Origin of the sequence: Serratia sp. CY29653 (assembly GCF_052169255.1) — a bacterium.
In the GTDB taxonomy this organism is placed as follows: Bacteria; Pseudomonadota; Gammaproteobacteria; order Enterobacterales; family Enterobacteriaceae; genus Serratia; species Serratia sarumanii.
Window position 1 is genome coordinate 481,407 of sequence record NZ_JBJNLC010000001.1, and the last position, 12,109, is coordinate 493,515.

Annotated in this window: 3 protein-coding genes; 2 read left to right on the forward strand and 1 reads right to left on the reverse strand. The window is 64.4% G+C overall.

Annotated elements, in window-relative coordinates; all coding sequences use genetic code 11:
• The first annotated feature begins 44 nt into the window (after positions 1-44).
• Together ACJ8HN_RS02265 and ACJ8HN_RS02270 are read left to right on the forward strand one after the other, a co-directional pair.
• Positions 45-10,061: an amino acid adenylation domain-containing protein gene (locus tag ACJ8HN_RS02265; protein ID WP_442522992.1), complete on the forward strand. Its 10,017-nt coding sequence runs from the start codon at positions 45-47 to the stop codon at positions 10,059-10,061.
• A gap of 130 nt (positions 10,062-10,191) precedes the next feature.
• Positions 10,192-11,181 (forward strand): aldo/keto reductase, encoded by a 990-nt coding sequence (locus tag ACJ8HN_RS02270; RefSeq protein ID WP_193146392.1) that lies wholly within the window; start codon positions 10,192-10,194, stop codon positions 11,179-11,181.
• On the opposite strand, the gene ACJ8HN_RS02275 is transcribed toward ACJ8HN_RS02270, so the two are convergent.
• Positions 11,178-12,071, reverse strand: coding sequence for a LysR family transcriptional regulator (locus ACJ8HN_RS02275; RefSeq protein WP_033647876.1), 894 nt, complete (start codon positions 12,069-12,071; stop codon positions 11,178-11,180). The genes ACJ8HN_RS02270 and ACJ8HN_RS02275 overlap by 4 nt on opposite strands.
• Positions 12,072-12,109: the final 38 nt, after the last annotated feature.

A 12,109-nucleotide genomic window follows, 5' to 3' on the forward strand; every position in this document is an offset into this window, starting at 1 on the left:
ATCTATTTATATATTTACGGAATATATTAAAAGGGAATTGATTTATGGACGCGCTCATCGCTTCACCCTATACCCACACATTTTGGAATGAGTACATGCTCAATCCACACTCCTGCGAGTACAACCTGGTGCTGGATCAGACGATTGAGGGAGAATTGGACGTCGGCCGACTGCGCGCGGCGATCGACGGGGTTTGCCGTGACTATATTCTGTTTCACCACGTTCTGGATGACAGCGCCTCGCAATTACGCTGGGTAAGGTCGGCGAAAAAAATTGCGCTGGAAACGCTCGATGCCGATTGCGATGTCGGTAAGTTAATCAATGCGCCGTTCGATCTCCGGGAAGGGCCGCTGTGCCGCTTCTATCTGATTGAGCTGGCTCCGCAGCGCTATAACCTGATCATTGTCGTTCATCACATCCTGATCGACGGCCTGTCCGGACAGGAGTTCTACAGCGCCGTTTCCGCCTATTACAATCGCGGCACGGCGGTGACGCCGCCGCAGGCGGATGAAACGGACATCAGCACATTGTACCGGCGCTATGAGGCGGATATCGCGGCGTTGAAACACGAGTTCGGTTCCGCGTCATTCTGGGGCGACATGCTGGCCGAATGCGCCCCGCGCGTGGCGTTGCCTTATCTCCCCGGCGCAGCGGCCGAAGCGCCCGGCGCCGGCGAAGTGCGCTTTGCGTTGCCGTTCGCTGAGTGGCAAGCGCTGAAATCCGGCGTCAGGTATGCCAATCCTTTCCTGATCTTCAAAACGCTGTGGGCGCTGCTGATCGCCCGACAATCTGCGCAGGAAACGGTGCATATCGGTTATCCCATCGCGCCGGAGGGTGGCGAGGCGCTGTTCTTCGGCGCACAGGTCAACACTGCGGTGTTTCCCTTGACCCTCGCCCCGGGAGCCACGTTCAATCAGCTGTACCGCGCGACGCTGGCCTACAGCAAAGCGCTCAAGGTGGCTGGCAAGCTGCGGCACAGCCAATTACCGGTTTATGACATGCTGAGCCTCAGTCCGGTGCGTCAGATGAACGTCAACTTTACCCAGGCTTACCTGAAAGATGCGCCGCTGGCGCTCGAGGGGTGTCGCATTGGCGTCAATCACCGGTTCAATGTCGATCTGGCCGGTTCGGAACTGCTGCTGGAGTATCAGCCCACCGAGCAGGCCTTTGAGTTTCGCCTGCGCTACCGCCCCGATCTGTTCGACGCGACCCAGATGGCGGAGATGGCGGAGCAGTATCTTTGGCTATTGCAGCGCGCGTTAACCGAACCGGATGCGCCGATTGCCGCTTGGCCGCAGCTGACGGCGCAACAGGTTTTGCGCTGCCGCGACGCCTGGGAGAGCGGGCCTGCAACGGCCGATGCGGAAGCGACGCTGCTCGACGGCTTGGCCCGCCAGGCGCGCCGTCACCCGGAACGCATCGCCGTGACCGACGCCAAAGGATCGCTCAGCTACCGCCAGTTGGCGCAGCGCAGCGATCGTTTGGCGCTGCGGCTGCAGGCGGAGTATCAACGGCTGCGCGGCGTGGCCATGCCGCCGGAGACGCTGATCCCGCTGTATCTGCAGCGCAGCGTGGAGGCGGTGGTGGCGATGCTGGCCATCATGAAGGCGGGCGGTGCCTATGTGCCGCTGGATCCCGCCGCGCCGGCGCAGCGGCTGGATTATATCCTGCAAGAGGTAAACAGCCCGATCGTCCTGACCGAAAGCGCGTTGCAGGCCGCGGCGCAGCGATTGGCGCCGGGCGATCTTTGCCTGTCGGCGGATGAACCGCTCGCCGATGCGGATGCCGCGAGCTTGCCGCGTGTGGACGCCCGGCAGTTGGCCTACGTGATTTACACCTCCGGCACCAGCGGGCGGCCGAAGGGCACGCTGTGCGAACACCGGGGTGCAGCCAACATGGTGCTTGGCCATACGCAGCGTTTGTTGCGCAATGAGCCGGATGCGCTCAACTGCCTGCAGTTCGCCTCGCTGGCCTTTGACGCGCACGTCTTTGAGGTGTTCATGGCCCTGGGCAACGGCCACCGGCTGTTCATCGCGAGCGAAGCGCAGCGACGAGATCCGGCGTTGTTGTGCGAACAGATGACGGCCTGGTGCATCGAGGCCTGCTTCCTGCCGCCGGCGCTGCTTGGCACCTTCCCTGAATTGCCGGCTTCGGTGCGCTATCTCGCGACCGGCGGCGAGGCGAGCGCGCAGGAAGCGCTCGACCATTACCTGGCCCGCGGCATGCAGGTCGCCAACATGTATGGCCCGACCGAAGCTTCGGTCAGCGCCAGCCTGAATATTTATCGCCGCAACGGCGCGCGCAATATCGGCCACGCCATCGCCAACATGCGTTGCTATGTGGTTGACGAGCACGATAACTTGCTGCCGCTGGGGGCGGAAGGCGAGCTGTGCCTGGCCGGTGTCGGCCTGGCGCGCGGATACCTGAACCTGCCGACGTTGACGGAGGCCGCGTTCACCGCCAATCCTTTTGAACTGCGTGAACCGTACCGGCGCCTGTACCGCACCGGCGACAGAGTGCGGCGCTTGGCCGACGGCAGTCTGGAGTACCTCGGACGGCACGATCAGCAAATCAAGATCAACGGCTATCGCATCGAATTGGGCGAGATAGAAATGCAGCTGCGCGCGCTGCCTGGGGTGGCCGAGGCGGTGGTGAGTCTGCGTCCCGGCACTACGGACCAGCTGGCGGCCTGGTATGTGCCGCAACCTGGCGCGGAGCCGGAGGCCGGCGACATCTTGCAACGGCTGGCGGCGCAGCTGCCGCACTACATGTTGCCCTCGGCGATGCGGGCGCTGGCGGCGCTGCCGCTGACGGTGAGCCGCAAGGTCGATTACCGGGCATTGCCGGAACCGTTGCCGATCGAGCCGCAAACGGCGTTTCGCCGGCCGTGTTCGCCGCTGGAGATTCGCCTGTCGGCACTGTTCAATCGGCTGCTGGGGGGCGATGTCGGCGTGGATGACAACTTCTTCCGCCTCGGCGGCAACTCCATGATGGCGATCAGGCTGTGCCACGAAGTGAATAAACTGCCGGGGGCGAAGATCTCGGTGCTAACGTTGAATCAGCACCCGACGGTGGCCGCGCTGAGCGAGCACATCGCTGCCCAGCGTCAGGCGCCGCCGGACGAGCTGCCGATCCTCCCCGGCGGGCTGCGGGAGGCGCCGCTGTCGCTTCAGCAGTCGCGGCTGTGGTTTGTTCAGCAACTGTCGGTGAACGCCACGCATTATCTGTCGCCGGTGCTGCTGCGGCTGTCGCCGGATATCGATGACGAACGTTTTGCGGAGTGCCTGCAGGCGATCGTCGAGCGCCACCAGATCTTGCGCAGCCTGATTCGCCAGAATGATCGGGGCGAAGCCAGCCAGTGGGTCAGCGACACCGCGTTGCCGGTGCCTGTGCTAACGCTGAGCGCCGATGAATTTGACGCCGCGCTGACGCAAGCCTGCAGCCAGCCGATGGATTTGACGAGCGAGCTGCCGCTGCGCGCCACGCGCTACCGTTACCGCGATGCGGCGGAGCGGGAAACGACCGTTTGCCTGTTGGTGTTCCATCACATCGTCTTTGACGGCTGGTCGCTTGAGGTGCTGCTGCAGGAGCTGGACGCGCGCTATCGCGGCACGTGGCGTGAGGCGACAGAGCCGGCGTTGCAATACCTCGACTATGCTCGCTGGCAACAAGCGCCGGAAAATGTGCAGCGCCGGGCGGAAGAATTGGCCTTTTGGCGGCAAGCGCTGGCAGGTTGCCAGCAACTCTCGCTGCCGTTGGACTTTTTGCGGCCGGCGGTCTTCGACGAGCGCGGCGACAACAGCGAAGTGCCGTTGCCGGCGGCGCTGGTGAAGGCGCTGGATGCGCTGGCGCGCAGAGAGGGGGTGACGCTGCATGCGGTGATGCTGGCGGGGTTCATGTTGCTGCTGTCCCGCTACAGCGGCCAGAACGATGTCATGGTCGGCACGCCGTTGGCCAACCGCAGCCGCCCTGAACTGGAGAATCTGATCGGGTTCTTCGTCAATACGCTGCCTTTGCGCCGGCAGATCGACCCGCGTCATCGCGTCGTGGAGTTTGTGCGGCAGGTCGCGGCCACGACGCTGCAGGCGCAGCAGCATCAGACGCTGTCGCTGGAAGCGCTGGTGGACGACCTGGCGCTGCCGCGCGATTTTTCGCGCCATCCGCTGTTCCAGGTCATGTTCGCGCTGGAGAGCGAAGGCGGCGCACTGGCGCGCCCGGACTGGCTGTCGGTGGTCGATCTGAGCGCTTATGAACGCACCGCCAAGTTTGATCTTACGCTCACGCTGACGCCGCAGGGGGAGCAGATGCGCGCGCGCTTCAACTTCGCTTCGGCGCTGTTCAGCAAAGCGTCGATGGATCGGTTGGCCGGCTACTATCTCGCCGTGTTGCAGCAGATGGCGCACCACGACGACTGGCCGCTGGAAAATATCCGTCTGCAACCGCAGAGTCAGGCGCTGCCGGCGTCGCCCGCCTTCGGCTATGCGTTTGAACGCAGCCTGCAACAGGACTTCGTGCAGCATGCGCGGCGCAATCCGCAGGCCGTGGCGGTTGTCGACGAGCAGGGCGAGATGACTTACGGCGAGCTGCACGCGGCGGCGCTGACGCTTGCCACTCAGCTGCGCGTGCAAGGGCGGATGACCGGTGACGCCATTGCCGTCATCGCCGACAAGGGGCGCCGGCAACCGGTAGCCCTGCTGGCGGCGCTGATGTGCGGCAAGGCGTTTTTGCCGATGGAGGCAGCATGGCCGCCGCAGCGCCGGCTGAACGTGATGGCGCAGGCCGGCATCAATACGCTGCTCAGCGATGCGCCCTGGGCCTGCGACGAGATCAATCTGATCGAACTGAATGCCGCAGGGCTGGCGGCGCAGCTGCCGCTGCCGGAACAGCGCCTGCCGGCGCTGGATGCCGGGCCCGACAGCCTGGCCTATATCATTTTCACCTCGGGATCGACCGGCACACCGAAAGGCGTGGCGATCGAACATCGCAGCGCGGTGAATATGCTGGAGGGCGTGCGGCGGTATTTCGGCCTCAACGAGCGGGATCGCAGCCTGGCCCTCAGCGCGTTGAGCTTCGATCTGGCGATCTTCGACATTTTCAGCCCGTTGAGCGCCGGCGGCGCGGTCGTAATGCCGGCCGAGCGGGATCGGACCAATCCGCAGGCCTGGTATCAGCTGATGATGACCCATCGGGTGACTCAATGGCTGAGCGCACCGGCGCTGATGGAGCTGTTGCTGGATTATGTGAACGGGGCGGGGTTGACGGCCGGGCCGGCACCGGCGCTGCGGGCGGTGATGGTGGGGGGCGACTGGATCGCCACCTCACTGCCGGAACGCTGCCTGGCCTGGGCGCCGCACGGCCGTTTTTGCAGCGCCGGCGGCGCTACGGAGGCGGCGATCTTCACCATGCTGTACGAGGTGCCGCGCGGTCAGAAAATTCGGTCGGTCAGCATTCCTTACGGCAAACCGTTGCCGCACCAGCGTTGCTATATCCTGGATGCCGGGCGGCGGCCCGCCGCGCCGGGTGTCCGAGGCGAAATCTATCTGGCGGGGGAAGGCCTGGCGCGCGGGTATTACGGCGATCCGCAACGCACCGCCGAGAGTTTCTTCTGGCATGACGAGCTGCAGGAGCGGGTGTATCGCACCGGCGATGCGGGCCGATGGCTGGAGGATGGCAACGTGGAGTTTATGGGGCGCCTCGATCAGCAGATCAAACTGAACGGCTATCGCATCGAACTGGGGGAGATAGAACATGCCGCGCTCGCCTATCCGGGCGTGACCGCCTGTTGCTGCGTGCTCGTCACGCAACCGCAGCCCTGCCTGGCCGCGTATTACGTTGCCGATGAGGCGATCGCCCCTCAGGCGCTGGCTCAGCATTTGAGCCGCCAACTGCCTCCTTACATGGTGCCGCAGGCGCTGATGCAGCTGGCGCAGCTGCCGCTGACCGAAAACGGCAAGATAGCGCGACAGGCGTTGCCGCAGCCGGAAAGGGCGGCGCGTGAGTTCGTCGCGGCGCAGAGCGAATGGGAGAACGCTTGTCTGGCGGTGTGGCGCGATCTGCTGCAGCGGCAGGATATCGGCGTGGAGGACAATTTCTTCTCGCTGGGGGGCAACTCTCTTCTGGCTATCCAGGCCTGCTATCAGATCGGCCGGCGGCTGGCGCGCGAGGTCACACTGAGCGAGCTGGGGCGCTTCCCGACGATCCGCTCGCTGTGTCGCGCGTTGCCGCAACAGGAGCAGGGCGCCGCGCCGGTGTCGATCCCGCCGCTGCGGCAGCGCGAGTATCCGCTCTCTTCTTCACAGCTGCAGCTGTGGTTTATCGAGAATTTGAACGGAGGCGGCAATCTCTACCACGTGCCGATGCTGTTCCGTCTCGGCGACGAGGTGTGCCTGGCGGCTTACGAGCGCAGTTTGCAGGCGGTGGTCGCCCGGCATCAGGTCTTGCACAGCCTGATTGTCCAGATGCCATCCCAAAGCGCCGTTGCCCGCGCCTGTGAACTGACGCTTTCGCTGGAGCGCGTGACGCTGGCGGCGGCGCACTGGCCGGACAGGCTGCGGCAGGATATCGACCGGCCGTTCGCGCTGGGGGCAGAATTGCCGATCAGGGCAGCCGTTTACCGGGTGGCGCAGCCGGATGGCGGGTGGGTGACTTACAGCCTGATTCTGGTGCATCACCTGGCGTTTGACGGCTGGTCGCAGCCGGTGCTGTTGCAGGAGCTGGACGTGCTGTATCAGGCGCAGCGGCAAGGGCAAGAGGCCGGGCTGGCGGCGTTGCCGTTACACTATGGCGACTATGCCGTCTGGCAGCGGCGCTGGCTGGAATCCGCTCAGGCGGATGAGGCGAAGGCGTATTGGCGGCAAGCGCTGGATGGATGGCAGGCGCTGGAAATGCCGCTCGATTTCGTGCGGCCGGCCCGTTTCGATCATCGCGGTGCCAACCACGTCATCGCGCTGCCGGAGACCCTGACGATGCAGGCGACGCAGTTCGCCCGGCGCCAGGGCGTCACGCCGTTTGCGCTGTATCTCGCGGCCTTTAACCTGCTGCTCGGTTACTTCAGCGGCCAGCAAGACATTCTGGTCGGCACGCCGGTCGCCAACCGGCCGGTGGCGGAGACCCGCTCGGCGATCGGGTTCTTCGTCAATACGCTGCCGCTGCGTTCGCAGATCGACGATGCGGCGTCGCTGAACGACTATGTAAACCGGGTCTTTGACGGCGTGCTGCAGGCGCAACGGCATCAGAATTTGCCGTTGGATCAGCTGATCGAGCTGCTGCAGGTGCCGCGCGATCTGTCGCGCCATCCGCTGTTCCAGGCGCTGTTCGCGCTGGAGGAAGTGGGGGATGCGCCGGCCTGGCTGGCACCACAGGATCTGCTGGCGCACTACCAGGCGGCCAAATTCGATTTGACGCTGAGCATACAGCCGGCGCCGCAGGGCGGCAGGGCGATCTTCAACTATGCCACCGCATTGTTCGCACCGGCCACGCTGGCGCTGTTGGGCGAGTATTATCTGACCATCCTCACGCAGATCGTCAATCACGGGGAGCAGCGCGTCAGCCAGTTGGCGCTGGTCTCGGAGAGCGAAATGGCGCGGCAACGCGCCTTCCATCAATCCTGTCCGCCGGTCTACGATTTTGAGCGTGCCATCCATCATGATTTCATCCGTCAGGCCGAGCGCCATCCCCAACGGCTGGCGATCGTCGATGAATGGGGCGAACTGAGCTACGGTGAGCTGTATCGGCGCGCGCTGACGCTGTCGCTGCAGCTGCGTCAGCACGCGGACATGCGCACCGATACCATCGCGGTGATGGTGGACAAAGGGCGGGCGCAAATCATTGCGGTGCTGGCGATTCTGATGGCCGGCAAGGCCTATTTGCCGCTGGACGGCGCCTGGCCGGAACGCCGCCGCCTGGATATCGTCGCGCAGTCGCAGACCCGAATTATCCTCAGCAGCCGGGAGTGGGCGACCAGCGGCGAGGCCAGGCTGTTGACCATCGATCCGCAGGGGGCCGTCACGGCGTTACCGCCGGCGGCGCCGGGAGAGCTTGTCTTGCCGGCGCCTTCCGCGCTGGCCTATGTCATTTTCACCTCCGGCTCTACCGGCGCGCCGAAAGGGGTGGCGATAGAACATCGCGGCGCGGTGAACAGCATCATCGATACCTTGCGCCAGCTGGAAATCGGCGCGGACGATCGCGGGTTGGCGCTCAGCGCGCTGAGTTTCGACATTTCGGTGTTCGATATTTTCGGCCTGCTGTCGGTGGGCGGCGCTATCGTGATGCCGTCCGAAACCGAACGCTATCAGCCTGAGGCCTGGCATCGGCTGTTGATGACTCAGGGCGTGACCTTCTGGAACTCCGCGCCTTCGGTGATGACGCTGTTGGTAGAGCAGTTGGAATCCGCCGCGTCGCAGGCGCAGTGGCCGCAGCTGCGCAACGTGGTGCTGGTGGGCGAGGTGATCTCCCGCCAACTGCCGGCGCGCATTCGTCAATGGCGGCCGGGGTGCCGAGTCGTCAGCGCCGGGGGCGCGACCGAGAGCTCCATTTGGTCGATCCTGTACGATATCCCGGAGACGCCGATCCTGGCGCCCAGCGTGCCTTACGGTCAGGCGATGGCCCATCAGCGTTTTTACGTGCTGGATCGTCATCTGCGCGTGCTGCCGCCCTGCTTGCCGGGGGAGCAATACATCGGTGGGATCGGCGTGGCGCGCGGTTATTACCGCAATCCGTCGCTGACCGAAGAGAAATTCATCTACCATCCGGAGCTGGGGGAGCGGCTTTATCGCACCGGCGACGCCGGCCGCTATTTGCCGGACGGCAACCTGGAGTTCCTCGGCCGTATGGATTTTCAGGTGAAAATCAACGGCTACCGCGTTGAACTGGGCGAGGTCGAGCAATGTGCGCTGGCGTTCGGCGCGATCAAATCCTGTTGCGCCGTCGTGCTGTCGGAGGCGCATCGGCAGCGCCTGGCGCTGTATTACGTCAGCGAGGCGCCGCTGGATGAATCGGCGCTGTTGGCCTTTATGAGCGGGCAATTGCCGTTGTACATGCTGCCTGCGGCGCTGATGCGGCTGGAAGCGTTGCCGCACAACTCCAGCGGCAAGCTGGATCGCAAGGCGTTGCCTACGCCTGCTGCGAGCGAACCGCAGGTTTATGTCGCTCCCGCGAACGAGCTGGAACAGCAGCTGTGTGCGCTGTGGCAGGCGGCGCTGCAGTGCGGGCAGGTCGGCATGACGGACGATTTCTTCCTGCTGGGCGGCACCTCGATCAAGGCCATTTCCCTGTGTGTCGGCATGGGCGAATTGATGGCCGCGCCGGTGCCGGTGGTGCAGCTGTTGCAAAGTCGCACGCTGAAAAACCTGTTGGCCGCCAACGAACGCCGCCTGGTCATGCCGCTTAACCGCTGGGCAGAGGGCGCGCCCGTCGTATGGATGATCCATCCGGCGCTGGTAGGGGCGGAGGCATTCCACGCTTTCGCCCAGCCGCTGCAGGGGCGATTCAACTGCTATGGCGTCGATAACCATAACCTTTACCATCAACCCGCCATCGACTCGCTCGGCGATCTGGCCGAACGGTATCTGAACGAGATGATCGCCGCCGGTCTGCTGCAAGGCGCCGGGCCGGTGCGCATTCTCGGTTGGTCGCTGGGGGGCATTATCGCGTTGGAGATTGCCGCCCGCCTGGAAGCGCGTGGCTGCCGTAACGTGCAACTGTATCTGCTGGACAGCTTCTACCGGCAGGCTACGGCGGAGTTGCCCTTGGATCAGCTGCTGCCGGTGCTGGGCATCGAAGGCGAGGCGGCGACACGCGCCATGGCCGCGGGGCAGGCGGAGCGGCGGCTGTCAGAAGGGCGGCTGAGCCGCAGGCTGCAGACCACCAAGGTGACGCTGTTTAAGGCGACGGAGAGGAACCCGCAGTTGCCGGAGGCGGTTACGGTGCCGCTGCTGGCGGTGGCGGATAATGGGCTAGGCGCGGTCTGTGAGCGGCTGAGGGTCATCCCGCTGGCTTGTCATCACCATAACATCCTGCTGTGTGAGGAGGCGATCGGCCAAGCGCTCAACGATGACGTTTGATTCATGAGCCTGGCTCATAAGCCCAAGCGTATTTCGCCCCATAGTCATGGTGCCAACCGTGTTTTACAGTCATCACACCGGAGCGGTGCCGCGTCAGGCGGCGCCGGTATCAATCAGCGGGAGAGTGAAGATGCAAACACGCAAATTGGGGCGCGAAGGGCTGGAAGTCTCGGCGTTGGGGTTGGGCTGCATGGGGCTGAGTTTTGGCTATGGCCCGGCCACCGACAAACGACAGGCGATCGAGCTGATCCGTGCCGCGGTCGACGAAGGCGTGACGTTCTTCGATACCGCCGAGATTTATGGTCCTTTCACGAACGAGGAATTGTTGGGCGAAGCGCTGGCGCCGGTGCGCGATCGGGTCGTTATCGCCACCAAGTTTGGTTTCGATCTGTCGCAGCCGGCGGGGCAACAGGTGTTGAACAGCCGTCCGGAGCATATTCGCCGGGCGGTGGACGGTTCGCTGAAGCGCCTGCGGGTAGAGGCCATCGATCTGCTGTATCAACATCGCGTCGATCCCGAGGTGCCTATCGAGGAGGTGGCCGGGGCGGTGCAGCAACTGATTCGCGAAGGGAAAGTGAAGTACTTCGGCCTGTCGGAAGCCGGAGCGCAAACCATTCGGCGTGCCCACGCAGTGCAGCCGGTCACGGCGCTGCAAAGCGAATATTCGCTGTGGTGGCGCGAGCCGGAGCGTGAAATCTTGCCGACGCTGGCGGAACTGGGCATCGGTCTGGTGCCGTTCAGCCCGCTCGGCAAGGGCTTTCTCACCGGCGCCATCACCGAGGACACCACCTTTGACAGCGGCGATTTTCGCAACCAGGTGCCACGCTTCAGCGCCGAGGCGCGCCGAGCCAACCAGGCGCTGGTGGATGTGCTGGGGCAGATAGCGGAGCGCAAGGGCGCGACGCCGGCGCAGATCGCTCTGGCCTGGCTGCTGGCGCAGCAGCCGTGGATCGTGCCGATCCCGGGAACCACCAAGCGCCATCGTCTGCAAGAAAACCTCGCGGCGGCGGCGGTCGCGTTGGCGGCGGACGAGCTGGGCGAGATTGAGCGCGCGCTTTCCGCTATCGACGTGATCGGCGATCGCTACCCGGCGCATCTGCAGAAAAACGTCGGGCGTTAAGCCCCGCGCCGCAGCGCCTCAATCAGCAGCGCAAAGGCGGTGGTGTGCTGCCTGCGGCTCGGATAATAGAGGTAATAGCCGGGAAACGGCGGGCACCAGTCGTCCAGCGCCATCTGCAGCCGGCCGTCGGCCAGCGGCTCGGCGACGGTATCTTCCGGCACAAAGGCGATGCCGAGGCCGAGCTGCGCGGCGTCGATCCGCTGGCGCAGGCTGTTGAAGGTCAGTTGCCCCTCCACCCGCACTTTGATCTCCCGGCCATCGCGGGCAAATTCCCAGGCGTACAGCCCGCCGAGGGTGGGAAGGCGCATGTTGATGCAGCGATGGTTTTGCAGCGCTTGCGGCGTGGCGGGGCGGCCGTAACGGGCGAAATAGGCGGGGGAGGCGACGGGCACCATGCGCATGTCCGGCCCGACGCGCACCGCCACCATATCCTTCGCCACCTGTTCCCCCAGCCGAATGCCGGCGTCGAATCGCCCGGCGACGATGTCGGTCAGGCTGTTGTCGACGGTGATTTCCACGTTGATATCCGGGTAATCGACGAGAAAAGTGCGCAGCACCGGCCACAGCACCGCATCCACCGCGTGTTCGCCGGCGGTGATGCGGATGTTGCCGGCGGGCCGATCGCGCATTTCACCCAGCGCGTTCAGCTCGCTTTCAATCTCCGCAAAGCGCGGGCCGATGCTGTTGAGCAGCCGTTCACCGGCCTCGGTGGGGGCGACGCTGCGGGTGGTGCGGGTGAGCAAGCGCAGCGCCAGGCGTTCTTCCAGCCCGCGAATAGCGTGGCTGAGCGCCGATTGGGAAACCCCAAGCTGCGCCGCCGCTTTGGTGAAGCTGCGCTCCCTGGCCACCATCAGGAAAGCGATCAGATCGTTAAAGTTTTCTTTCAACATATCGGCACCGAAGAGGAAGGTGAGCGCACTGTCGCGCA

Bases quoted from the DNA above. Each gene is read 5' to 3' on its own strand.
- ACJ8HN_RS02265 (WP_442522992.1), top strand. From the start codon at position 45: ATGGACGCGCTCATCGCTTCACCCTATACCCACACATTTTGGAATGAG.
- ACJ8HN_RS02270 (WP_193146392.1), top strand. From the start codon at position 10,192: ATGCAAACACGCAAATTGGGGCGCGAAGGGCTGGAAGTCTCGGCGTTG.
- ACJ8HN_RS02275 (WP_033647876.1), bottom strand. From the start codon at position 12,071: ATGTTGAAAGAAAACTTTAACGATCTGATCGCTTTCCTGATGGTGGCC.